A 21,495-nucleotide genomic window follows, 5' to 3' on the forward strand; every position below is an offset into this window, starting at 1 on the left:
AAAGCAAATTTAATTACTTTTTGATATTAAACATGGCTTTTATAGTGTGCTGAGTCCCCCTTGTTCAGGAACTCGCCATGTCCATGTTCATCGCCCGCCGTTCCCTGCTGGCGCTCAGCCTCGCCAGCCTGTCCTTCCTCGCCTTGGCGGCACACGCCGCTGAGGCGCCCATCGTCATCGGCTACCAGACCGGGGTTGATCCCTCCAAAGTGGCCCAGGCCGACGGCTTGTATGAAAAAGCCATCGGCCGGCCGCTGCAATGGCGCAAGTTCGAGAGCGGCGCGGAAGTGCTGGCCGCGCTGGCCTCCGGCGATGTGCATATCGCCGATCTGGGCTCCAGCCCGCTCAGCGCCGCCGCCACCCGCCAACTGCCGATCCAGACCTTTCTGATCGTCGCCGAGATCGGCAACTCCGAGGCCTTGGTGGCGCGCAAGGGCAGCGGCATCAAGACCCCGCGGGACCTGATCGGCAAAAAGGTGGCGGTGCCCTATGTCTCCACCACCCATTACAGCCTGCTGGCCGCGCTCAAACACTGGAAGCTGGACCCGGCCAAGCTGTCCATCGTCAATCTGCGCCCGTCCGAGATCAGCGCCGCCTGGCAGCGCGGCGACATCGACGCCGCCTATGTCTGGGACCCGGCCTTGAGCCAGGCGCTGAAAACCGGCTCGGTGCTGGTCAATTCCGAACAAGTGGGGCAGTGGGGCGCGCCCACTTTCGAAGCCTGGGTGGCGCGCAAGGATTTCGCCGCCGCCCAGCCGCAGGCGCTGGCCGCCTTCGCCAAGGTGACTTTGCAGGCCTTCGCCGATTACCGCGCCAAGCCGGCGGCCTGGAGCGCCGGCTCGCCGCAGGTGGCCAAGATCGCGCGGCTGACCGGGGCCGATCCGGCGCAGATTCCCGGCCTGCTGGCCGGCAGCCGCTTCCCGCTGGCGCAGGAGCAGCTGTCGCCGCGCTTGCTGGGCGGCGGCACCGCCAAGGCGCTGCGCGACACCGCCTTGTTCCTGAAGGAACAGAAGAAGGTGGAAGCGGTGCTGCCGGATTATCAAGCCTATGTCGAGCCGCGCTTCGTGCGGCTGGCGCAGCCGCGCTGAGCGCGAGGAGGCCGCGATGGCTAGCTTGATCGTGGGAAACGCCGGCGTCAGCTACGCCGGCCCGTCCGGCCCGGTGCAGGCGCTGGACCGGGTGTCGCTGGAGCTGCGTTCCGGCGAGATCGTGGTGGCCCTGGGGCCGTCCGGCTGCGGCAAGTCCACCTTGCTGGGGCTGATGGCCGGCTTCCAGACGCCCAGCCAGGGCCGGGTGCTGGCCAATGGCCGGCCGGTGCGCGGGCCGGGCGCGGATCGCGGCGTGGTGTTCCAGGACGACGCGCTGATGCCCTGGCTCAACGCCGAGGACAATGTCGCCTTCGGCCTGCGTCTGCGCGGGGTGCCGCGCGAGCAGCGGCGCAGCGAGGCGCGCCGCATGCTGGGCTGGGTGGGGCTGGAAGCCTTCGCCGGCCACGCGCTCAGCCAGATGTCCGGCGGCATGCGTCAGCGCCTGGGCCTGGCGCGCGCGCTGGCGGCCGATCCCGACTTCCTGCTGCTGGACGAGCCCTTGGGCGCGCTGGACGCGCTGACCCGGGAAAAGATGCAGTCGCTGATCCTCAGCCTGTGGCAGCGCAGCGGCAAGGGCATCTTCCTGATCACCCACAGCATCGAGGAAGCGCTGTTCCTCGGCACCGAGCTCTTGGTGCTGACGCCGCGCCCCGGCCGCATCGCGCTGCGGCAGAAACTGGGCTTCGCCCATCGCTACGCCGCCGGCGAATCGGCGCGCTCGATCAAGGCCGATCCCGCCTTCATCGCCATGCGCGAGCATTTGCTGGACTGGATTTTCCGCGCCGAGGAGGCCGACCATGCCGCCGCTTGAACTGACTGAATTGGGCCCGGCCGCGCAGGCCGAGCTGAGCGCGCCGCCGCCGGCCCATGCCCCCGCACCGCTCTCCGGCCGCTTCGCCGCCTGGCGTCGGCGCTGGCCCAGCGTGCTGTCGGTGGGCGGCCTGCTGCTGCTGTGGTGGGCGGCCAGCGCCGGCGGCCTGGTGTCGCCGTTATTCCTGCCCGGCCCGGCCCAGGTGGCGACGAGGCTGGCGGACCTGGCGGTCAACGGCTTCATGGACGCCAGCCTGTGGCGTCACGCCGCCGCCAGCCTGGGCCGGGTGGGCCTGGCGCTATTGCTGGCCGCGGCCACCGCGGTGCCGCTGGGCATGCTGATGGGCCTGAGCCGGCGCGCGCATGCGGCGCTGGACCCGCTGATCGAGTTCTACCGGCCGGTGCCGCCCTTGGCCTACCTGCCCTTGATCGTGATCTGGTTCGGCATTGGCGAAGCCAGCAAGGTGCTGCTGATCTATCTCGCCATCTTCGCGCCGCTGGCCATCGCCACCGCCGCCGGCGTGCGCCGCGCGGACCCGGCGCGGCTGCAGGCGGCGCGCTCGCTGGGCGCCAGCCGCGGCCAGCTGCTGCGGCTGGTGGTGCTGCCCAGCGCGCTGCCGGAGATTCTGACCGGGCTGCGCATCGGCCTGGGCGTGGGCTGGTCCACCCTGGTGGCGGCGGAGCTGGTGGCCGCCACCCGCGGCCTGGGTTTCATGGTGCAGTCCGCCGCCCAGTTCCTGGTCACCGACGCGGTGATCGCCGGCATCCTGATCATCGCCTGGATCGCGCTGGCGCTGGAATTGGGGCTGCGTTGGGCGGAGCGGCGCTTCGCCGGCTGGGCCGCGCCGGAACGTTTTTGAGCGAGTTTTCGATTTTTTGGATTTGGTTTCCGCCGCGCGGATAAGGAGCACATTCATGAGCCTGCAACTGCAAGCCATCAGCCCGGCCCTGGGGGCCATTGTTTCTGGCGTCGATCTGAGCGCGCCGCTGTCCGGCGCCGAGCGCGACGCGATCGAGGCGGCGCTGTTGCGCCATCAGGTATTGTTCTTCGAGAACCAGCCGTTGACGCCGCGCCAGCAGCGCGACTTCGCCGCCCACTTTGGCGATCTGCACCTGCATCCGGTCTACCCGACGGTGGCGGAGCAGCCGGAAATCATCGTGCTGGACACCCATGTCGACAATCTGCCGGACAACGACAACTGGCATACCGACGTCACCTTCATCGCCGCCCCGCCGCTGGGCGCGGTGCTGGCGGCGCGGCAGTTGCCGGACGTGGGCGGGGACACGCTGTGGAGCAGCAACAGCGCCGCTTACGACGCACTGTCGCCGGCCTTGCGCGCGCTGCTGGACGGCCTCAGCGCCGAGCACAGCTTTATTCATTCCTTCCCGGAAAGCCGCTTCAAGGACACGCCGCAATACGCGCGCTGGCAACAGGCCAGCCGCGACCATCCGCCGGTGGTGCATCCGGTGGTGCGCACCCATCCGGTCACCGGCCGCAAGGGCCTGTTCGTCAACGAAGGCTTTACCACCCGCATCCTGGAACTGGCGCCGCGCGAGAGCGATGCCCTGCTGGCCCTGCTGTTCGCCCACGCCGCGCGGCCGGAATTCACCGTGCGCTGGCGCTGGAAGGAAAACGATCTGGCGTTCTGGGACAACCGCGTGACCCAGCATTACGCGGTGGCGGATTACCTGCCGCAGCGGCGGGTGATGCACCGCGCCACCATCCTGGGCGACCGGCCGCGTTGAGCGCGGCGGAATGAGCAGGAAAAGGAAACCCGGCATTGCCGGGTTTTTCATGTCTTTGGCCTGACGACGCGGTGATACAGCGTCTGAGTTTGGAAGCAAACCACGGCTGGCTTTGACGCGAAATATATAAGCCAACGCTGTTTTGGCATAAATGGCGTCGACCACCGTCATATGGAAACGTATGATGCTGGACTTTCCGAGTTGGATGTTTAGAGAGCATAAAAATGAAGATCGCAAACAAATGCGTCGTATTCGCCATGGCCGCGGCGGCGGGACTGAGCGGCTGCGCGACGGAAAGCTCGCGTGCGCTGACGGTGGCCCAGGTGGAAACCGTCGGCAAGCCCTACGCCGGCCCGCGCTCCCCCATCGCGGTGGGCAAGTTCGATAACCGCTCCAGTTATATGCGCGGCATTTTCTCGGACGGCGTGGACCGTCTGGGCGGCCAGGCCAAGACCATTCTGATCACCCATTTGCAGCAGACCAACCGCTTTAATGTGCTGGACCGCGACAACCTGGAAGAAATGAAGCAGGAAGCCGCGTTCAGCAAGCAGGCGCAGGCGGTCAAGGGCGCCACCTACGTGGTGACCGGCGATGTGACCGAATTCGGCCGCAAGGAAGTGGGCGACCACCAGCTGTTCGGCATCCTCGGTCGCGGCAAGCAGCAGATCGCTTACGCCAAGGTCAACCTCAACATCGTCAAAGTGGCGACCTCGGAAGTGGTTTACTCCGCTTTGGGAGCTGGCGAGTACAGCTTGTCCAGCCGCGAAATCATCGGCTTTGGCGGCTCTGCCGGCTATGACCCCACACTGAACGGCAAGGTGCTGGACCTGGCGATGCGCGAGGCGGTGAACAAGCTGACCGCGGCCATAGATTCCGGCGCCTGGCAGCCCGCCAAATAAGATCCGCTAACAAAACCCCTGATCCTGCGTTGCGCCCCTTGTCGTACCCCTGGTACTGCCTGCGTCGGCGCGCCTTGGCTCAGGTTCTCTGCGAGGTTTTGTTAACGGCTCTAAGCGTTCAACAAGCCTCGAATGATTACAGGACGGGCCTTGCTGCCCGTTCGCGCTCGCTATAGCAAGATTGAACATCATGAAACACAAGATGGCGAAAACGCCGCTATTGGCGCTGGCCCTGCTGGGCGGCGCATTGTTGACCGGCTGCGCCAGTCAAAAACCGCTGTACCAGTGGGAAAGCTACCAGCCCCAGGTTTACCAGCATTTCAAGGGCGTGGCGGCCGAAGAACAGGTGACCGCATTGGAGAGCGATCTGCAGAAAATTCGTGCAGACGGCAAGACTCCGCCGCCGGGCTACCACGCTCATCTGGGCATGTTGTACGCCAGCCTGGGCAAGGGGGATCAGATGGCGCAGGAATTCCAAACCGAGAAGCAGCTGTTTCCGGAGTCCGCCGCCTATATGGACTTTTTGTTGAAGAAAGCCAAGAAGTGAAAACCTGCACCATGATCAAACGCATTGCCCAATGGCTGGCCTGCCTGGCCGTCGTGGCGCTGGCCACCGGCTGCGCCAGCCCCAAGCCCTATGATTACGCGGCCTACAAACAGAGCCGGCCGCGCTCCATTCTGGTGTTGCCGCCGTTGAATGAGTCGCCGGAAGTGGCCGCCAGCTACAGTATGTTGTCGCAAGTCACCATGCCGCTGGCCGAAGCGGGCTACTACGTGATGCCGGTGGCGCTGGTGGACGAAACCTTCAAGCAAAACGGCTTGAGCACGGCCTCGGACATTCACGGTGTGGCCCCGGCCAAGCTGAAGGACATCTTTGGCGCCGACGCCGCGCTATACGTGACGGTGGACAAGTATGGCACCAGCTATAGCGTGATTAGTAGCGATACCGTCGTGTCCGCCAGCGCCAAGATGGTGGACTTGAAGACCGGCGCGGTGCTGTGGAGTGGCTTCGCCTCGGCCTCGAGCAATGAGGGCAATAATAATTCCGGCGGCGGCGGTTTGGTCGGCATGCTGGTGAACGCGGCGCTGAAGCAGATCATCAATACCGCCACCGACGCCAGCCATAATATGGCGGGCGTTACCAGCCAGCGCTTGTTCAGCACTGGCTATAACGGCGGTTTATTGTATGGTCCGTATTCGCCCAAGTACGGTACAGATTGAACTCATGTCTTAAAAACACCCAGCCCGGTACTGCCGGGCTTTTTTACGGGGTTGTACAGCGTATATCTTCAAATGAAATGATATTGGCATTTTAATTTAACGGTTTTCGGGTAATATCCGTTCGCCATAAAAAGGCGGGCGGCGCGCCCGTCTCGGCATATCACAATCACAAGAGAAACCGTCATGAAGAAATTTACGCTCGCCCTGCTGTTGTCCGCCGCTTTCGCGCTGCCCAGCGCCCAAGCGCTGGCCTGGGGCCAGGAAGGCCACCGCGTCACCGGCTACGTCGCTCAGCAATTGTTGAGCCCCCAGGCCAAGGCCGCGGTCAATCAATTGATCCCCAACGCGGATTTCGCCCAGCTGGCCTTGTACATGGACCAGCACAAGCAGGAATTGAAACAGCAGCTGCCGGGCTCGGATCAATGGCATTACAACGACGAACCGGTGTGCGACGGCGTGGAAGAGGACGACTGCCCCAGCGGCAACTGCGCGTCCAATCAGATCGGGCGCTACAGCAAGGTGCTGGCCGACAAAACCGCGAGCAAGTCCGCCCGCGCCCAGGCGCTGACCTTCCTGCTCCACATGATTGGCGACATCCACCAGCCGCTGCACGCGGCCGACAACCACGACCGCGGCGGCAACGACGTCAAGACGCGGCTGGCCGGCAGCAACAAGACCGGCAATCTGCATTCGGTGTGGGACACCGCCCTGGTGCAGCAGGCCTTGAGCGGCGCCAACGAGCAGAGCTGGGCGACGCAGAACCTCAAGTACTACGCGCGCAACATCGCCGGCTGGCAGAGCGGGCAGGTCAATGACTGGATCAAGGAATCCAATCAGTACGCGCGCAGCGAGGTCTACGGCCCGCTGTCCAACTTCAGCTGCGGCCAAGCGCCCAGCGACGTGGCCTACCTGGACCGCACCTACCAGACCGCCGGCGCTCAGCTGGTCAAACAGCAGCTGGTCAAGGCCGGCGCGCGCATCGCCATGGTGATCAACCAGGCGCTGCAGTAAAACGGCGCGTCCGCGCTAGAATGGCGGCTCCGTCGTCACCGGAGCCGCCATGTCCATTCACGAGCTCAGCCTCAAGGGTTTCCGTTCCATCCGTCAGCTGCGGCTGGAGCTGGAGCCGCTCAACGTCGTCGTCGGGCCCAACGGCTGTGGCAAATCCAATCTCTACAAAGCGGTGCGCCTGCTGCACGAGGCCGCCTGCGGCCGCCTGTCCGCGGCGCTGGCGGAAGAGGGCGGCATTCAAAAGGCGATGTGGGCCGGCGGCCTGCGCCGCGGCGACCGCAAGGGCGAGCCCAAGCGCATGGTGCTGGCGGCGCGGCTGGCCGATTACGACTACGAATTGCAACTGGGCTACCCCGAGCCCAGCCGCAGCCTGTTCTCGCTGGACCCATTGGTGAAGGAGGAGACGTTGTGGCTGGCCGGCCAGGGGCGCCGCCCCTCGGCCCAGGTGCTGGAGCGGCGCAATCAGAGCGCCTTTCTCACCAGCGTGGACGGGGTCAGGACCACCTATCCCTTGGGCCTGCAGGCCGAGGAGTCGGTGTTCGGCCAATTGGCTGAGCCGCATCTTTATCCCGAGGTGTCGCAAGTGCGGGAGACGCTGCGGCGCTGGCGTTTCTACCATGAGTTCGCGGTGTGGCCCGGCTCGCCGCCGCGCGCGCCGCAAGTGGGCATCCGCTCGCCGGTGCTGGCGCACGACGGAGGCAACCTGGCGGCCGCTTTCCAGACCATTGTGGAGATCGGCGACGTCGAACTGCTGCACAGCGTGCTGGCCGACGCGTTTCCGGACAGCCGCTTCCAGGCGGAGGCGCTGCATGGCCGTTTCCAGATGCTGATGCAGCGCGACGGTATTCTGCGGCCGCTGGAGGCGGCCGAATTGTCCGACGGCACCTTGCGTTTCCTGTGCCTGGCGGTGGCCTTGCTCAGCCCGCGCCCGCCGGCCTTCATGGCCTTGAACGAGCCGGAAAACAGCCTGCATCCGGACCTGCTGCCGGCGCTGGCGCGGCTGATCGCCGAGGCTGGCCGCCACAGCCAGCTGTGGGTGACTAGCCATTCGCCGCGCTTGGCGGAGCTGATCGCGCGCCACCGGCCGCTGCGCCGTTTCATGCTGACGCAGCGCGATGGCGAGACGGTGCTGGCGGATGAGGATTGAGCCGGGGCCGCGAGCTTTTCCGGCTGTGTGCGACATGCAAAAAAAGCCCAAGCGTTCAGCTTGGGCTTTTTCCATGGCTCAGACCACGTGCTCAGACCGGTTGCAGAAACAGCGCCTGCTCCGCCGCGCGGCGGCGGGTGAGGCCGGGCAGCACTTTGCCGCCGGCCTTGTTCCAGCGCGGAAACTGGGCGGCGGCGCCGGCGTAGTCGCGCTGATTGAGCAGGCGCAGCAGGGTGGAGTTCTGCAGCGAACCCAGGCCCAGGTTGTAGCTGAAGCTGAGCAGCGCGTCGAACTGGTTCTGGTTCAGCGGCACCGAGACCAGTCGGGAGACGCCGGTTTCGAAGCGGTTCAAATCGCGCGCCAGCAGCGCGTCGGCCTGGGCCTGGCTGATGACCAGACCCGGCGTCACGTCCGGACCGGTGTGGCCGTAGCCTATGGTCCAGACGCCCACCGCGTCCTGATAGGCCTTGAGGCGCAGGCCTTCGAATTGCTGGATCAATTTGACGCCGTTGGCGCTGATATTCATGTCGGGCTCCTGGGAGGGGCCCCCGGCGGACGCGGAGAAACGCTCGAAAGAATCTGAGGCGGGAGGAGAAGCGGGCGGGGGCGGGACCGGCCGCGCGGGGCGGTTCGGGTGCGTCGTTCCCATTATGCTCAGGGTCCGGAAACGGGCCGAGGCGACGGGTGTCAGTGGCGGGAAGGGGGGCCGACTGCGGCTCCCCCACCCTAGGAGCGATTGCTCGTTATAGGTAGGGTGGGTGGAGCGTAGCGATACCCACGCGGAAATCCCATCGGGGGATGGCTTCGTGGAGCGCAGCGGACTTTGAAGCGGCTTTTAGTACACAAAGCGCTCGCGCAGGTCTTCCAGGTTCAGCTCTTTCAAAATCGCCTCCTGGCGTTCGCGCGCGCTGTTTTTGCGCTGGCCGGTGTACTTGGCGATGATCAGCTCGTTCTTCATCGAGTGTTCCCAGCCCACCAGCTCGGTGACGGTGAGCTGATAGCCGCGCGCTTCCAGCTGCAGGCAGCGCAGCACATTGGTCAGATGGCTGCCGAACTCGCGGGTGTGGATGGGGTGGCGCCACATCTCGGACAGCGGGGTCAGGCCGAAGCTCTGGTTTTTCTTCTGGCGCAGCATGCCGGCCACTTCCGCCTGGCAGCAGGGCACCAGCACGATGTAGCGCGCGTTCTTGGCCAGCGCGAAGCGGATGGCGTCGTCGGTGGCGGTGTTGCAGGCGTGCAGCGCGGTGATGATGTCCACCTGCTCCGGCAATTGCTCCGAGGTGATCGACTGCTCCACGCTCAGGTTCAAAAAGCCCATGCGTTCGAAGCCTAGGCGGGCGGCCAGCTCTTGCGAGCGGCTGACCAGTTCCGGCCGGGTTTCGATGCCGTAGACGCTGCCGGCGGCCTTGTCCTTCAGGAACAGGTCGTAAAGGATGAAGCCCAGATAGGATTTGCCGGCGCCGTGGTCGGCCAGGCTCATCTCGCCTTTTTCCGCCAGCACATCGGCCATCAGCGGCTCGATGAACTGGTACAGGTGGTAAACCTGTTTCAGCTTGCGGCGGGTGTCCTGGTTGATCTTGCCGTCGCGGGTCAGGATGTGCAGCTCTTTGAGCAGTTCCAGCGATTGCTGCGGTTTGATCTCGGGAATCAGGCTCATGGCGGCCTCCTGCGAAAAACGAATCGCCGGATTTTAGTCCAATTCGCGCCGGCGCGCTTGGGCGCTGTTTCTGATCCTTCAGGTTCGGAACCATTGCCCAATGCCTTGAATCCGCTTCGCGGATGATGATTTAGGGCCGGTTCCGCCCGGCGAACGGAAAGGGAGATTTGCGCGGCCAAATCTCCCTTTACCCTAAAGGCCGCCCTGCAAGCCTGGCCTTCGGCTTCCCGCCGGGGCCCGTCAGGCCCGAGGCGCGGCTGAACTCGCACCGCGCTAGCGTCGCGGTGCTCGAACAAGCAGCCGCTTAAGACCTCGGGCCTGCCACCCATCGGCAGGCTTGAAGGGAGTGGGGGCGCGTCGGATACGCAGGTTTCCTGCGTAGCTAACAAGGTTTCAAAGTACTGAAAAAGAATCGTGAACAGGTTCCCAGGCTCAGCCTGCAATGACCGGCTGCGCGCTAATCCGCTCAAGCCAGCGCAGCATGTCCTGCTCCACTTCCACGCGGTTGGTTTCGTTCAGCATTTCGTGGCGGCCGCCGGGGTAGACCGTGGTCTGCACATCGAGCAGGCCGGCCTCGCGGTAGCGGATTTCCAGTTGGCCCAGGCCCAGCTTGCCCAGGCTGACCGGGTCGCGGCTGCCGGCCAGCAGCCAGACCGGACAGCGGCGCGGAAGGCTGTCGCCGCTCGCCTCGCCGCGTTCCATGGCGATGATGCCGCCGAACAAATCTATCCACAGGCCGGGGCAGGGGTCGAAGCCGCATAGCGGGTCCGCCAGGTATTTGTCCACTTCCGCCGGGTCGCGGCTCAGCCAGTCCATGCCGGTGCGGGCGGGCAGAAAGCCCAGGTTGAAGCTGCCGAAGACCAGCCGCGCCAGCAGCCGGCTGGGGCGTTCCGGGCTGCCGAAGCGGGCCACCAGCCGCGCCAGGCCGCGCAGCAGCCAGGCCAGCGGCCGCTGGCGGTAGCCGGTGGCGGACAGGATCAGGCCGGACAGCGCCGCGCCGTGGCGCAGGAAATAGGCGCGGGCGATGAAGGAACCCATGCTGTGGCCGAACAGCGCCACCGGCAGGCCGGGATGGCGTTCCGCGGCGTGGCGGCGCAGGGTGTCCACGTCGGCCACCACCTTGTCCCAGCCGCCGTCGGCAGAGAAATGGCCGCGCAGCCGCGGCGCGGCGCCGTGGCCGCGATGGTCGTGGGCGTAGACGGCGTAGCCGGCGGCGCTCAGCGTTTGGGCGAAGCGGTGGTAGCGCACCGCGTATTCGCTCATGCCGTGGGAGATCAGCACCACGGCGCGCGGCGCGCCGTCCGGCAGCCAGCAGGCGGCGTGCAGGATTTCCCCGTCGTCGGCGTTCAGATGGAAGGTTTGCATGGTGTTGAGCCCTTTTATGGCCTGTTTTGACTGCGCCGCGGCATCAGGGTTGCGGCGAAGCGGCGGCTTCACAGCAGAACATGGCGCAAGGATGCTGGCAAGCGCTATCCAAATGTCCTGGCCTGTACGCCGCCATGGGGTGGGGGCCGTTTTGCTAGGCCTTCCCGGACGCGCCGCGCTTGACCAGACCAAGCTGGGTGGGCACCATGAGCCGCGTGCCGTTTCATACAGCGCGGCATCAGGAATGGAAGCCTGAATAGAATCGGGGGATATCATCCCAATGCCACGCTATAGCTGCGCCCATCAGGGCAGGTTATGGCAGGGAGGCCTTTGGCCTGCTGGCTCCGATTCGCCTGCCTTCCAACCCTGTCATATGCCTGCCCATCTTGATTGGAAGCGGGATGGCAGGCTCATTTTGGATCGGAGCCCGTCATGCCTCTATTGTCAGTTCTATCCCTGCTTTCCAAACCGCCTCCGCCCAAGGAGGCCGCTCAATCTCCAGCCGCTCTCCCAGCGGCCAGCCGTCTGATCAAGACCGTTAAACATCTGCAAGGTCTGCGTTCGGAAAATACCGCGCTTGCCGCCATCGATCCCGTTCTGATTCATTTAGCCCATTGCTGCGAGCATTACGACGATATCGTCGAAGAGCTGCGTCAATGCAATGAGGCCTTGGGCGCGGTGCTGTTGATGCTGCGTCACACCGAAAACGCGCAAGTGCGCGGCAAGGCCTTGTGGGCCTTGCTGGAGCCTTTGCAGCAGCGTTTGCAGGGGGCGATGGAGAGGCTGGAGACGGTGACGTCTTAGAACCTGTTTACGATCTGCTGCGTGTCGCGAGCAAGGCCTTGTTTCGCTTTGGTTGGCGTGATCCTCAACCGCGGGTGCTGGTGGGTATCGCCTGCGGCTCCACCCACCCTACGCACGACCGTTTGCCATGAGTAGGGTGGGTGGAGCGCAGCGATACCCACGCGGAGGTCTTGGAGAGCTTCGGATCGGCGGTGTCCTGTGCGCCAAGCCAGGGCCAAAACACTGAACAGGTCGTGCACAGGCTTTTAGCGTGGCTACTCGTCCTACTGATGCGCAGCGGATGGTGGACAGGCGCTCAGGCCAGCATGTGTTCCGGGTCGAAGTCCGGATTCAGCCGCGAGCTCAGCACGTGGTCGCGCCAGGCGCCGTTCAGATAGAGGTAGTTCTTGGCGTGGCCTTCGATCTCGAAGCCCAGCCGCTTGAGCAGGCCGGCGCTGCGCAGATTGTGCGGCTGGTAGTTGGCCTGGACCCGGTGCAGCTTGAGGGTGTCGAAGGCGCAGCGTATCACCGCCTCCAGCGCTTCGCGCATCAGGCCCTGGCCTTGGCAGTGCTGGTCCAGCCCATAGCCCAGGTGACAGGATTGGAAGGCGCCGCGGCTGATATTGCTGAGGCCGACGCTGCCTATCACCCGTTCCGGCTCGGCGTGCAGCGCCAGCAGGAAGCGGCCGCCGCGGCCTTCTTCCCAGTCGCGCGCGCGCTGGCGCAGCTGCATGGTCCAGTACAGCTCGGTGAAGAACATGTCGCCGGGCTTGGGGTCCCAGGGTTCGAAGTGCTGGCGGTTGCGGACGTGGAAATCCAGCATCGCGCGCGCCTGCGCCGGCTGAGCCGGCAACAGCAGCAGGCGCGGCGTGTTGAGGGTGGGCTGGGCGATGGGCATGCGGAGCGGTCAGGCGCTGGCGGGGAAGGCGATCTCGGCCGCCGCGCGCAGCAGGATGGGCACGCCGAAGCTGCCCAGCTTGGGCAGGGTGGCGTTTTCATGGGCGCGGATTTGGGCGGCGCTGGCGTGGTCCTTGTCGTGGGTGGTGTGCGCGTCGCTGGCCAGGATGATGGCGTAGCCGTGGGCCGCCGCGCTGCGGGTGGTGGTGTCGATGCAGAATTCGCTGGCGTAGCCGGCGATGACCAGTTGGCCGACGCCCCATTGTTGCAGTTGCTGATGCAGGCCGGTGCGCAGGAAGGAGTCCGGCGTGGTCTTGCGCAGGTAGTGGTCGTCCGGCTGGGCGTCCAGGCCGCGGGCCAATTGCCATTCCGCCGAGCCGTGGATCAGCGGCGCGCTTGCGCGTTCATGCTGAACCCAGACCACCGGCGTTCCGGCCGCGCGCGCGGCGGCGGCCAGTTGATTGAGGCGGGCGATGACGGCGTCGGCGTGGTCGGCGCGGGGTTCGTGGTCGAACATGCCGCTTTGCACGTCGATGATCAGCAGGGCGGTTTTCATCGGGGTTTCCTGTCGCGGGATTGAGTCGCCAATGTCATATGAAACGGCTTAAAAAGCAAGCCCCGCCGAGGCGGGGCTTGGAGCTTGTTCAAAGTCTAGCGAGCTAGAGCGAGACAAGGCGAAAACGGTAGAAGAAGCGGAATGTACAAGTGGTACATGAGCATTCTGAAGCGGTTTTCAACGCCGTATCGCCGACGCGCAGCAGATCGTAAGCAGGTTCTCAGGCGGTCAGCCTGTCCAGCGCTTCCCTATACTTGGCCGCGGTCTTCTCGCGCACCTCCAGCGGCACCGTCGGCGCCGGCGCCTGCTTGTTCCAGCCGGAGGCTTCCAGCCAGTCGCGGACGAACTGCTTGTCAAAGGACGGCGGGTTGCCGCCCGGCGCGTAGCTGTCCGCCGGCCAGAAGCGGCTGGAGTCCGGGGTCAGCGCCTCGTCCATCAGCGTCAGCACGCCGTTTTCGTCCAGGCCGAACTCGAACTTGGTGTCGCAGATGATGATGCCGCGGCTGGCGGCGAATTCGGCGGCGGCGCGGTAGAGCTTGATCGCAGTGTCGCGCACCTGGGCGGCCAGTTCGGCTCCGACGATTTCTTCGCAGCGCTGGTAGCTGATGTTTTCGTCGTGGTCGCCCACCGCCGCCTTGGTGGACGGGGTGAAGATGGGTTCGGGCAGCTTGTCGGCCTCGCGCAGGCCGGCCGGCAGCGCCAGGCCGCAGACGGTGCCGCTCTGGCGGTATTCCTTCCAGCCGGAGCCGGCCAGGTAGCCGCGCACCACGGCTTCGATCGGCACCGGTTTCAGGCGCTTGGCCACCACGGCGCGGCCGGTCACTTGCGGCAGGTCGGCGGCGGAGACTACGTCTTCCGGCGCGTCGCCGGTCAGGTGGCAGGGCACCAGCTCTTTGAGCTTGTCGAACCAGAAGTTGGAGATGGCGGTGAGGATCTGGCCCTTGCCGGGAATGGGGTCGTCCAGGATCACGTCGAAGGCGGACAGCCTGTCGGTGGCGATCATCAGCATGCGCTGGTCGTCGATCTCGTACAGGTCGCGGACCTTGCCGGAGTAGATTTTCTTCAAGCTGGTCAGTTGGGTGGTGTTGAGTCCGGTCATCGGAAATCCTCGGTGGAGCGGGCAATGTGTTTCAAGGCTTCGCGCCGGCTGAGCCCGGATAGCGGCGTGGCCGCGACAAAGGCGCGCACGGCGCGGGCGTCGGTGTAAGCGTATTCGCGCAAGGCCCAGCCTATGGCCTTGCGGATGAAGAATTCGGCGTCGCCGGCATTGGCGGCGCAGTAGCGGAACAGGCGTTCGGCGTCGGTTTCGGTTTTCCAGCGCAGCTGGTGCAGGATGGCGACGCGGCGCAGCCAGAAGTCGGCGTCGCCGCTGAGCGCGTCCATATCGTGTTGCAGGTCGCGGTGTTGGCGCGCGAGCGTGCCGACCACCCAGGCGGCCAAGCCGTCCACGCAGTCCCACCAGGGCTTGGCGGCGGCCAGAGTCAGCAGCCGCGGCAGGCTGGCGGCCGGCAGTGCCTCGGCGCGCGCGGTCAGCAGGTCCACCGCCGCGTATTGGAATTCGCGTTCCGGCTGCCGCCACAGTTGTTCGGCCAGCTCCAGGCAGTATTCCGCGGTTTGGGTCTTCAGCGCGCGGATCCAGGGCGTGGACACCTTGCGGCGCGCCGGCGTGGGCACGCCGAGAAAGTCGAACTGCTCGCGCATATAGGCGCGCATCGGCGCGGCCTGTTCCGGGACGGCGGCGGCGCTCAGTCCGGCGCGCAGCGCGGCGATGTCGGCGTTCATGCCGGCGCCTCGTCGAAGAAGCGCATGCCGGCGTAAGGCCGGGCGCGGCAGGCGGCCAGCCGCGAGGCCAGCGTACCGACGTGCAGTTCCAGTTGATGGCCGTCCGGGTCCAGGAAGTAGAGCGAGTCGCCTTCGCTGCGGTTGTCCCGCCATTGGCGGACGCCGGCGGCGGCCAGGCGTTCGCGCCAGGCCGGGAAGTCGGCGGCGTCCACGCCGAAGGCGTAATGGGTGTAGCCGGGGGCTGGCGCGGCGGCCGGGTCCAAGGACAGACACAGCCACAGGCCGTCCAGGCTCAGATAGCCGCCGCCGTCCCAGCGCGCATGGGGCTGGCAGCCCAGGGTGAGGGCGTAGAAGTCCCAGGCGCGCTCCAGATCGCGCACCGCCAGGGTCAGGTGATTCAGTCCGTTCAGCTTCATGGCGGAAAAATGGCGAAACCCTGAGGTTTCGCCATGCGCTTACAAAGTGTCCTTCAAGGCCCGGGCCTGATCCAAGGCTTCGTCGGCCGTAGCCGCCATCACATTGAAGTGGCCCATCTTGCGGCCGGGGCGCGCGCTTTTCTTGCCGTACAGATGCAGTTGGGCGTTGGGCGCTTCCGCCAGCACGTCCCAATTGGGCTGGGCGCCGTTGTCCTTCCACACATCGCCCAGCAGATTGACCATCACCACCGGGCTGAGCAGCTCGGTGCGGCCCGGCAGCAGGCCGCACATCGCGCGCACCTGTTGCTGGAACTGGTCGGTCAGGCAGGCGGTGAGCGTGTAATGGCCGGAGTTGTGCGGCCGCGGCGCGATCTCGTTGACCACCAGGCTGTCGTCGGCCAGCACGAAGAATTCCACCGCCAGCACGCCAACGTAGTCCAGCGCCTCGGCCAGCCGCATCGCCATGGCTTGCGCTTCGGCCGCCAGCGCCGGCTTGATGCGCGCCGGCACGATGGATTCGTCCAGGATGCCGTCGGCGTGGATGTTCTCGGCCACCGGGAACACCGCGCTCTGAGTGGCGCTGACCCGGGTGACGATGGCGGACACTTCCAGTTGCAGGTCCAGCATTTTTTCCAGCACGCAGGCCTGTCCGCCCAGATTGGCGTAGGCGGCGCGCGCCTCGGCCGCGGTGCTCACCCGCACCTGGCCTTTGCCGTCGTAGCCCAGACGCGCGGTTTTCAGGATGCCGGGCAGATAGGGCGAGAGTTCGACCTGTATGTCTTCCACGCTCTGGATGGCCAGATAGGGCGCGGTGGGCAGGCCGGCCTTGGCGATCCAGGCTTTTTCCGCGATGCGGTCCTGGGCGATGGCGACGCAGTCGCCGGACGGGGACACGCGGGTGGTCTTGGCCAGCAGGCGCATCGCGTCGGCGTTGACGTTCTCGAATTCGGTGGTGACGGCGGCGCAGCTTTTGGCCAGGTCTTCCAGCGCGGCCGGATCGTTGAACGGCGCGCACAGGTGGCGGTCGGCGAAGTCCGCCGCCGGCGCGGCTTCGTCCGGGTCCAGCACGGTGACGCGGTAGCCCATGGTCTTGGCGGCGACGGCGAACATGCGGCCCAACTGGCCGCCGCCCAGGATGCCCAGCATCGCCGGGGGCAGGATGGCGGCCATTATTCGATCTCCGGCAGGGTCATCGCCAGCACGGTTTCTTCTTGCTTGCGGCGGAAGGCGATCAGTTGTTCCGCCAGTTCCGGGCGGGTGGCGGCCAGCATGGCCACGGCGAACAGCGCGGCGTTGGCGGCGCCGGCCTCGCCGATGGCGAAGGTGGCCACCGGGATGCCCTTGGGCATTTGCACGATGGAGAGCAGGGAATCCTCGCCGCGCAGGTATTTGGACGGCACCGGCACGCCCAGCACCGGCACATGGGTCTTGGCGGCCAGCATGCCCGGCAGGTGGGCGGCGCCGCCGGCGCCGGCGATGATGGCCTTCAGGCCACGCTCGGCAGCGGTTTCTGCGTATTGGAACAGCAGGTCGGGAGTACGGTGGGCGGAGACGACGCGGGTTTCACAGGCGATGCCGAAGTCTTTGAGCACGCGGGCGGCGTTCTGCATGACTTCCCAATCGCTGTTGCTACCCATCACGATGCCGACTTCAATCATGGCGGAGAAGCTCGCTGGTTGAGGCTAAAGCCGGGATTTTACCCGATTGGGGCCTGCTGCCGTTATGGTTTTTTATTTTGACATCAAGGTACTTAGGGCATATCACATCAGCCGCGGATAAGTGAACAGAATCAGGTGCACAGCGTTGAAGGCGACATGGGCCAGCACCGCCCACAAGACCTGGCGGGTGGCGGCGTAGACCAGGCCGTAACCCAGGCCGGCCAGGGTGGCGAGCCCCACCCAGACCCAGCCGCCGGCGACGTGGACCAGGCCGAAGGCCACCGCGGCGGCCATCAGGGCGGGAAAGGGTTCGGTGCGCAACTCCAGCCAGCGTTGCAGGCCGGCGCGGAAGAAGGCTTCCTCCGCCAGCGAAACCAGGAAGAAGTTGGCGAACAGCCAGGGCAGCAGCCAATGCGGCCATTTCGGCGCCCAGGCGATGACGCCGGCCACGCTGGCCAGGCCCAGCACGACCAGCAGCAGCAGCGCGCCGACGCCGGCCGCCGCCGGGCCCCAGCGCCGTTCCACTTGCGGGCTGGCGGCCAGCACCATCAAGAGCAGCCAGCCGGCGGCGCCCTTGTCGTAACTCCAGTACAGTCGGTAGGGCGCGCTGTTCGGCGTGCTCAGGCCCTGCCACAGCAAGGGGTTGTCGAAGCCGGGCAAGGCGTGCAGCGCCAGCGCCAGCAGCAGCGCGATCCAGACCAGCCACAGCTCCGGCCGCCGGTAGTGGCGCGCGGCCAGGCTGACGGCGAGGGCGGCGAGGAGGGCCGCGGCGCCCAAGGGCTGCACCAGGCCGCAGGCGACGGCGACGCCGGCGCTGCTGAGCGCGGCCAGGCGGGAGGGCCAGCGCAGGCGCAGGCTTTCGGCCAGCAGGGCCAGGGCCAATAGGAGGAAGGCGGCAAGGGATAGGGAATCCGGCAGGGGCGGGGTGGGCAGAGGCATGGCGGGCTCGCGGCGGGATGGGTTTGGATACTGAATGATACCTAAGAACCTGTTTACGATCTGCTGCGCGTCGTGAGACGTGGCACGGTGAGTATGGCATTCAAAATGCTCGTGTACCGTGTGCGCATTCCGCTTTCCCCACCGCAACGCCATGTCATGTCTTGGTTCGCGAGATCGTAAGCGCGCCCTGAAAGCGTTGAGAAAAAAGCCGCCGCCGTCTGGTTTTGGGCCAGAGCCGCGGCGGCAGGCTCCTGGTGTGCAGGGAAAGGAAGCCGCAAGCGAACCGGCGGCCGGCGCCGGGGCGCCGACCGCCGGCCGGCTTAGTTGGCTTTGGCCGCGCGCACCGCGGCGGCGGCGTCGGTGATGCCGGCGGAGCAACCTTCGCAATCCGCCGCCGGTTGGCGGGCAGTCTTGATCAGGATGTTGCGCACCGCTTTCCAGTTGAGGCTGGGGTTGGAGGACAGCATCAGCGCCACCAGGCCGGCCACGTGGGGCGTGGCCATGGAGGTGCCCTGGAAGGCGGCGTAGCTGTCCGCGCCCGGCACGGTAGTACCACTGTTCAGCGTGGAGTAGATGCCGGGGTCGCCGCTGTTGAGGTCGCCGCCCGGCGCGGTGACGGTGGTGATCGCGCCGTAGTTGGAGTAGGAGGCGATGCCGCCGGACTTGCCGTTGGAAGCGACGGTGATCACGCCGGGGCAGCTGGCCGGGTTGGTGTTGCGCACGTTCTTCATCGCGTTGCCGGCGGCCACCACCACCACGCCGTTGCGGGCGTTGACCTGCTGGATGGCGTCGCGGTAGGTGCGGCTGCACGGCTGGGCGCCGCCCAGCGACATGCTCAGCACCCGCGCCACATTGGCGTTGACCGGCGCGCCGGGCACGGTGGCGCCCACCGCCCACAGCATGGCGTCGGCGATGTCCGAGCTGGCGCCGCCGCATTGGCCCAGCACGCGCAGCGGCAGCAGCTTGGATTTGGGCGCCACGCCGGTCAGGCCGTTGGCGTCGCCGGCGGCCGCGGCGATGGTGCCGGCCACGTGAGTGCCGTGCCAGCTGCTGTTGCCGGCGCGGCACAGGCTGCCGTCGCTGTAATCCCCCTGATCCAGGCCGTTGTTGGTGCGCGCGTTTTGCACCGGTTGGCCGTTGCTGTCCAGCAGCGGGCTGCCGTCGGCATTGGTCTGCGCCACCGCCGGCAGGCGCGCGCGCTTGGGATCGGAGATGAAGTTGTAGCCCGGTTCCAGCAGATTGGGCTTGAGGTCGGCGTGCGGACGGTAGCCGGTGTCCAGCACCGCCACGGTGACGCCGGCGCCCAGCGACAGGTCCCAGGCCGCCGGCAGGTTCATCGCGCCCGGTTCGCCGGCGCTAGCCTGCATATCCCATTGCTTGGTCGCGTAGAGCGGGCTGCTGGGCAGGTAGTTGGGGCTCATGACGAAGTCCGGCTCGGCGTATTCCACCGCCGGGTCTTGCTGGATCTTGCGCGCCAGGGTCTGGGCTTCGGCCACACTCATCGCCTTGCCGCTTTGATAGACGTAGGCGCCGGTGCCCATCTGGTGATGGAATTGCAGCGGGCTGCCGCTCAGTTGCTGCACGCGTTGGGTGCGGGCGGCGAAATCCGCCGGGCGGCTGGACGGGGCGCGGCCGCCGTTGGCGATGCGAGCCTGGGTCAGTTGCAGCTGGGAGACGCTGTGGTATTTGACGATGATGCCGGTGATGCCGGCGGCGGAGGGCGCCGCGGCGGCGATGTCGGCGCCGGCGCCGGCCAGCAGCGCGGCGGTCAGCAGGGACAGCGAGGTTTTGCGGTTCATGTGTGATTGCTCCAATGCGGCGACGGCTTAGTTCTTGACGTAGGGGATGGCGGCGAGGCCGGCCGGGGCATTGCCGCCGGCGGACGGGCTGCCCCAGGCGACGAACTTGCCGTCCTTGGCCACGGCGAGGAAGCCGCCGAGCGGAGTGCTGTAAATGGCGCGGATATTGACCAGGCGCGAGCGGACGGCGGAGCTGTCGCCGCCGTGGGTGGGCGCGCCCCAGGTGACCACGCTGCCGTCGGCCTTCAAGGCGGCGAAGGCGTAGTCGTTGGCGAACACGGCCACCACATCGCGCAGGCGGTGCCGCACCGCGCTGCTGTCGCCGCCGCGCAGTTCGTCGCCCCAGGTCACCACGCTGCCGTCCTGACGCAGCGCGGCGAAGGCCAGCTCGGTGGAGGCGATGGCGCGCACGCGGTTGAGCTGGTGTTGCACGCCGCTGGCGTCGTTGCGGGCGCTGTCGCCCCAGGTGACCACGCTGCCGTCCTTGCGCAAGGCGGCGAAGGCGGTCTTGCTGGCGTAGAGCTTGGCCACGCCGGCCAGGTTGCCGGCCACCGGGCCGGTGTCGGCGCCGCGGTCGAAGTAGGCGCTGCCGATGGTGGCCACCGAGCCGTCCTGCTTCAGCGCGGCGAAGACGTTGAGGTTGGTCTGCACGGCGCTGACGCCGGCGGGCATGGGCTCGCTGCCGTCGTAGTAGTCGCTGGTCTGGCCGTCCCAGTTCAGGCCCCACACCACCACGCTGCCGTCTTTTTTCAGCGCGGCGAAGTTGTAATCGGTGGCGGCGATGCTGGCCACATTGTTGAGTTTGGCGGCCAGCGGCGAGGCGTCGCCGCCGGAATTGGGGTCGCCGAAGGCGAGCACGCTGCCGTCCTTCTTCAGCACCGCCACCGCGCCCAGATTGTGGCTGACGCTGGCGACGTCCTTCAGCGCGGCCAGGCGCGCGGCGTCGAAGTAGGAGGAGATGGATTTGGAGCCGCCGCTGCCGTCGAAGGTGGTTTCGATATTGCCCCAGCTGGTGGCGCTGCCGTCGCCGTTGAGCGCGACGAAGCCGCGTTTGGTGGGCCACAGCTTGGCGATCTTGCCCAGCGGCGCCACCGGGGAGGTGGCGTCGGCGCTGCCTACGCCCACCGGGCCGGCGAAACTGGCGCCGGAGCCGGCGCGGCCCCAGCCGACGACGGTGCCGTCGGCCTGCAGCGCGGCCATCGCGCGCTCATTGCCGGCCACCGCCACCACGTCCTTGGGTTGGGCGGGCAGGGCGGAGGTGTCGCCGCCCAGGCGGCGGCTGCCCCAGACCGCCAGCGTGCGGTCCGCCTTGAGCACGGCGAACACCGACGGCGCGCTGAACACGTTTTGCGGCACCAGGGTCTGGCTGGCGCTGGTCAGCGCGCAGCTGACGGTGGCGGTCAGCGGCTGGTCCGGCGCGCTGTCTTCGGCGCTGAAGCCGCGGGCGCCATTGCTCCATTGCACGCGGGGCTGGCCCAGGCACAGGCCGCTGGGCACCGCGGTCAGCACGCCGCCGCGGTTGCCGAAGATGTCCACCGCCAGGCGGCCGCTGCCGCCATGATGGCTGGAGCCGTCGCCGGGCTGGCTGCCGCTGCCGTCGTCTTCGCAGCCGGAAAGGCCGCCGATCAGCGCTACGCCCACGGCGATAGCGCCAAGCCGGAACCATTGGGTTCCGCTTGCTTGTGTGGTTCTCATCACGGGTAACTCCTTTGTAGATCTTG

23 protein-coding genes are annotated in these 21,495 nt (G+C 66.6%); 10 read left to right on the forward strand and 13 right to left on the reverse strand.

Going from position 1 to position 21,495, the window contains the following annotated elements; translation table 11 throughout:
- The first annotated feature begins 77 nt into the window (after positions 1-77).
- The 9 genes from tauA to AB1Z25_RS23550 all read left to right on the forward strand — a co-directional run bounded on the left by tauA (position 78) and on the right by AB1Z25_RS23550 (position 7,922).
- Positions 78-1,088 carry a taurine ABC transporter substrate-binding protein gene (gene tauA, locus AB1Z25_RS23510; RefSeq protein ID WP_486636310.1) on the forward strand — a complete coding sequence of 337 codons (1,011 nt, stop codon included), beginning with the start codon at positions 78-80 and terminating at the stop codon, positions 1,086-1,088.
- A 16-nt stretch (positions 1,089-1,104) separates the two neighbouring features.
- Entirely contained in the window at positions 1,105-1,899 is a 795-nt protein-coding gene (locus tag AB1Z25_RS23515) for a taurine ABC transporter ATP-binding protein (protein ID WP_486636311.1), read from the forward strand.
- Positions 1,886-2,758: a taurine ABC transporter permease TauC gene (tauC, locus tag AB1Z25_RS23520; RefSeq protein WP_486636312.1), complete on the forward strand. Its 873-nt coding sequence runs from the start codon at positions 1,886-1,888 to the stop codon at positions 2,756-2,758. Before AB1Z25_RS23515 ends, tauC begins: the two co-directional genes overlap by 14 nt.
- 55 nt (positions 2,759-2,813) lie before the next feature.
- On the forward strand, positions 2,814-3,644 hold the full coding sequence (gene tauD / locus AB1Z25_RS23525) for a taurine dioxygenase (protein WP_486636313.1): 831 nt from the start codon (positions 2,814-2,816) through the stop codon (positions 3,642-3,644).
- Positions 3,645-3,868: 224 nt separating this feature from the next.
- Complete coding sequence (locus AB1Z25_RS23530; protein ID WP_486636314.1) at positions 3,869-4,543, forward strand: CsgG/HfaB family protein; 675 nt, start codon at positions 3,869-3,871, stop codon at positions 4,541-4,543.
- Between the two features lie 190 nt (positions 4,544-4,733).
- Entirely contained in the window at positions 4,734-5,090 is a 357-nt protein-coding gene (locus AB1Z25_RS23535; protein ID WP_247877816.1) for a DUF4810 domain-containing protein, read from the forward strand.
- 11 nt (positions 5,091-5,101) lie between these two features.
- On the forward strand, positions 5,102-5,764 hold the full coding sequence (locus AB1Z25_RS23540; protein WP_486636315.1) for a DUF799 domain-containing protein: 663 nt from the start codon (positions 5,102-5,104) through the stop codon (positions 5,762-5,764).
- Positions 5,765-5,947: 183 nt separating this feature from the next.
- A complete protein-coding gene (locus AB1Z25_RS23545; RefSeq protein WP_227106258.1) occupies positions 5,948-6,775 on the forward strand; it encodes a S1/P1 nuclease in 828 nt (275 codons plus the stop codon).
- 49 nt (positions 6,776-6,824) lie between these two features.
- On the forward strand, positions 6,825-7,922 hold the full coding sequence (locus AB1Z25_RS23550) for an AAA family ATPase (protein ID WP_486636316.1): 1,098 nt from the start codon (positions 6,825-6,827) through the stop codon (positions 7,920-7,922).
- A gap of 91 nt (positions 7,923-8,013) precedes the next feature.
- On the opposite strand, the gene AB1Z25_RS23555 is transcribed toward AB1Z25_RS23550, so the two are convergent.
- The 3 genes from AB1Z25_RS23555 to AB1Z25_RS23565 form a co-directional block, all read right to left on the reverse strand.
- Entirely contained in the window at positions 8,014-8,448 is a 435-nt protein-coding gene (locus tag AB1Z25_RS23555; protein WP_227106263.1) for a lysozyme, read from the reverse strand.
- A gap of 309 nt (positions 8,449-8,757) precedes the next feature.
- A complete protein-coding gene (locus tag AB1Z25_RS23560) occupies positions 8,758-9,579 on the reverse strand; it encodes a class I SAM-dependent methyltransferase (protein WP_486636317.1) in 822 nt (273 codons plus the stop codon).
- A gap of 432 nt (positions 9,580-10,011) precedes the next feature.
- Positions 10,012-10,944: a lysophospholipase gene (locus AB1Z25_RS23565; protein WP_486636318.1), complete on the reverse strand. Its 933-nt coding sequence runs from the start codon at positions 10,942-10,944 to the stop codon at positions 10,012-10,014.
- Between the two features lie 432 nt (positions 10,945-11,376).
- Here AB1Z25_RS23565 and AB1Z25_RS23570 point away from each other — a divergent pair, with 432 nt between their 5' ends.
- Entirely contained in the window at positions 11,377-11,748 is a 372-nt protein-coding gene (locus AB1Z25_RS23570) for a hypothetical protein (RefSeq protein WP_486636319.1), read from the forward strand.
- 295 nt (positions 11,749-12,043) lie between these two features.
- Here AB1Z25_RS23570 and AB1Z25_RS23575 read toward each other — a convergent pair whose 3' ends face one another.
- The 10 genes from AB1Z25_RS23575 to AB1Z25_RS23620 form a co-directional block, all read right to left on the reverse strand.
- Positions 12,044-12,625, reverse strand: a complete 582-nt coding sequence (locus AB1Z25_RS23575) for a GNAT family N-acetyltransferase (RefSeq protein WP_107801464.1) — start codon at positions 12,623-12,625, stop codon at positions 12,044-12,046.
- Between the two features lie 9 nt (positions 12,626-12,634).
- Entirely contained in the window at positions 12,635-13,180 is a 546-nt protein-coding gene (locus tag AB1Z25_RS23580) for a cysteine hydrolase family protein (RefSeq protein WP_107801465.1), read from the reverse strand.
- Positions 13,181-13,400: 220 nt separating this feature from the next.
- The gene (locus AB1Z25_RS23585; protein ID WP_048408156.1) at positions 13,401-14,279 is read right to left on the reverse strand and encodes a phosphoribosylaminoimidazolesuccinocarboxamide synthase; all 879 of its coding nucleotides are present in this window, start codon (positions 14,277-14,279) and stop codon (positions 13,401-13,403) included.
- Entirely contained in the window at positions 14,276-14,962 is a 687-nt protein-coding gene (locus AB1Z25_RS23590) for a DNA alkylation repair protein (protein WP_486636320.1), read from the reverse strand. Before AB1Z25_RS23590 ends, AB1Z25_RS23585 begins: the two co-directional genes overlap by 4 nt.
- A complete protein-coding gene (gene fos / locus AB1Z25_RS23595) occupies positions 14,959-15,378 on the reverse strand; it encodes a fosfomycin resistance glutathione transferase (RefSeq protein ID WP_486636321.1) in 420 nt (139 codons plus the stop codon). The genes AB1Z25_RS23590 and fos overlap by 4 nt, the downstream gene beginning before the upstream one ends.
- Positions 15,379-15,417: 39 nt before the next feature.
- Positions 15,418-16,548, reverse strand: coding sequence for a 5-(carboxyamino)imidazole ribonucleotide synthase (locus AB1Z25_RS23600; RefSeq protein WP_227106279.1), 1,131 nt, complete (start codon positions 16,546-16,548; stop codon positions 15,418-15,420).
- Positions 16,548-17,036 carry a 5-(carboxyamino)imidazole ribonucleotide mutase gene (gene purE / locus AB1Z25_RS23605; RefSeq protein WP_191186231.1) on the reverse strand — a complete coding sequence of 163 codons (489 nt, stop codon included), beginning with the start codon at positions 17,034-17,036 and terminating at the stop codon, positions 16,548-16,550. The genes AB1Z25_RS23600 and purE overlap by 1 nt, the downstream gene beginning before the upstream one ends.
- Positions 17,037-17,138: 102 nt before the next feature.
- Positions 17,139-17,975 carry a CPBP family intramembrane glutamic endopeptidase gene (locus AB1Z25_RS23610; RefSeq protein WP_146176772.1) on the reverse strand — a complete coding sequence of 279 codons (837 nt, stop codon included), beginning with the start codon at positions 17,973-17,975 and terminating at the stop codon, positions 17,139-17,141.
- A 320-nt stretch (positions 17,976-18,295) separates the two neighbouring features.
- Positions 18,296-19,774, reverse strand: coding sequence for a S8 family peptidase (locus tag AB1Z25_RS23615; protein ID WP_486636322.1), 1,479 nt, complete (start codon positions 19,772-19,774; stop codon positions 18,296-18,298).
- Positions 19,775-19,801: 27 nt separating this feature from the next.
- Positions 19,802-21,469 (reverse strand): RCC1 domain-containing protein, encoded by a 1,668-nt coding sequence (locus AB1Z25_RS23620; protein WP_146176773.1) that lies wholly within the window; start codon positions 21,467-21,469, stop codon positions 19,802-19,804.
- Between the last annotated feature and the right edge of the window lie 26 nt (positions 21,470-21,495).

It is taken from the genome of Chromobacterium sp. HL1, assembly GCF_057418835.1.

Bases quoted from the DNA above. Each gene is read 5' to 3' on its own strand.
- tauA (WP_486636310.1), top strand. From the start codon at position 78: ATGTCCATGTTCATCGCCCGCCGTTCCCTGCTGGCGCTCAGCCTCGCC.
- AB1Z25_RS23515 (WP_486636311.1), top strand. From the start codon at position 1,105: ATGGCTAGCTTGATCGTGGGAAACGCCGGCGTCAGCTACGCCGGCCCG.
- tauC (WP_486636312.1), top strand. From the start codon at position 1,886: ATGCCGCCGCTTGAACTGACTGAATTGGGCCCGGCCGCGCAGGCCGAG.
- tauD (WP_486636313.1), top strand. From the start codon at position 2,814: ATGAGCCTGCAACTGCAAGCCATCAGCCCGGCCCTGGGGGCCATTGTT.
- AB1Z25_RS23530 (WP_486636314.1), top strand. From the start codon at position 3,869: ATGAAGATCGCAAACAAATGCGTCGTATTCGCCATGGCCGCGGCGGCG.
- AB1Z25_RS23535 (WP_247877816.1), top strand. From the start codon at position 4,734: ATGAAACACAAGATGGCGAAAACGCCGCTATTGGCGCTGGCCCTGCTG.
- AB1Z25_RS23540 (WP_486636315.1), top strand. From the start codon at position 5,102: ATGATCAAACGCATTGCCCAATGGCTGGCCTGCCTGGCCGTCGTGGCG.
- AB1Z25_RS23545 (WP_227106258.1), top strand. From the start codon at position 5,948: ATGAAGAAATTTACGCTCGCCCTGCTGTTGTCCGCCGCTTTCGCGCTG.
- AB1Z25_RS23550 (WP_486636316.1), top strand. From the start codon at position 6,825: ATGTCCATTCACGAGCTCAGCCTCAAGGGTTTCCGTTCCATCCGTCAG.
- AB1Z25_RS23555 (WP_227106263.1), bottom strand. From the start codon at position 8,448: ATGAATATCAGCGCCAACGGCGTCAAATTGATCCAGCAATTCGAAGGC.
- AB1Z25_RS23560 (WP_486636317.1), bottom strand. From the start codon at position 9,579: ATGAGCCTGATTCCCGAGATCAAACCGCAGCAATCGCTGGAACTGCTC.
- AB1Z25_RS23565 (WP_486636318.1), bottom strand. From the start codon at position 10,944: ATGCAAACCTTCCATCTGAACGCCGACGACGGGGAAATCCTGCACGCC.
- AB1Z25_RS23570 (WP_486636319.1), top strand. From the start codon at position 11,377: ATGCCTCTATTGTCAGTTCTATCCCTGCTTTCCAAACCGCCTCCGCCC.
- AB1Z25_RS23575 (WP_107801464.1), bottom strand. From the start codon at position 12,625: ATGCCCATCGCCCAGCCCACCCTCAACACGCCGCGCCTGCTGCTGTTG.
- AB1Z25_RS23580 (WP_107801465.1), bottom strand. From the start codon at position 13,180: ATGAAAACCGCCCTGCTGATCATCGACGTGCAAAGCGGCATGTTCGAC.
- AB1Z25_RS23585 (WP_048408156.1), bottom strand. From the start codon at position 14,279: ATGACCGGACTCAACACCACCCAACTGACCAGCTTGAAGAAAATCTAC.
- AB1Z25_RS23590 (WP_486636320.1), bottom strand. From the start codon at position 14,962: ATGAACGCCGACATCGCCGCGCTGCGCGCCGGACTGAGCGCCGCCGCC.
- fos (WP_486636321.1), bottom strand. From the start codon at position 15,378: ATGAAGCTGAACGGACTGAATCACCTGACCCTGGCGGTGCGCGATCTG.
- AB1Z25_RS23600 (WP_227106279.1), bottom strand. From the start codon at position 16,548: ATGGCCGCCATCCTGCCCCCGGCGATGCTGGGCATCCTGGGCGGCGGC.
- purE (WP_191186231.1), bottom strand. From the start codon at position 17,036: ATGATTGAAGTCGGCATCGTGATGGGTAGCAACAGCGATTGGGAAGTC.
- AB1Z25_RS23610 (WP_146176772.1), bottom strand. From the start codon at position 17,975: ATGCCTCTGCCCACCCCGCCCCTGCCGGATTCCCTATCCCTTGCCGCC.
- AB1Z25_RS23615 (WP_486636322.1), bottom strand. From the start codon at position 19,774: ATGAACCGCAAAACCTCGCTGTCCCTGCTGACCGCCGCGCTGCTGGCC.
- AB1Z25_RS23620 (WP_146176773.1), bottom strand. From the start codon at position 21,469: ATGAGAACCACACAAGCAAGCGGAACCCAATGGTTCCGGCTTGGCGCT.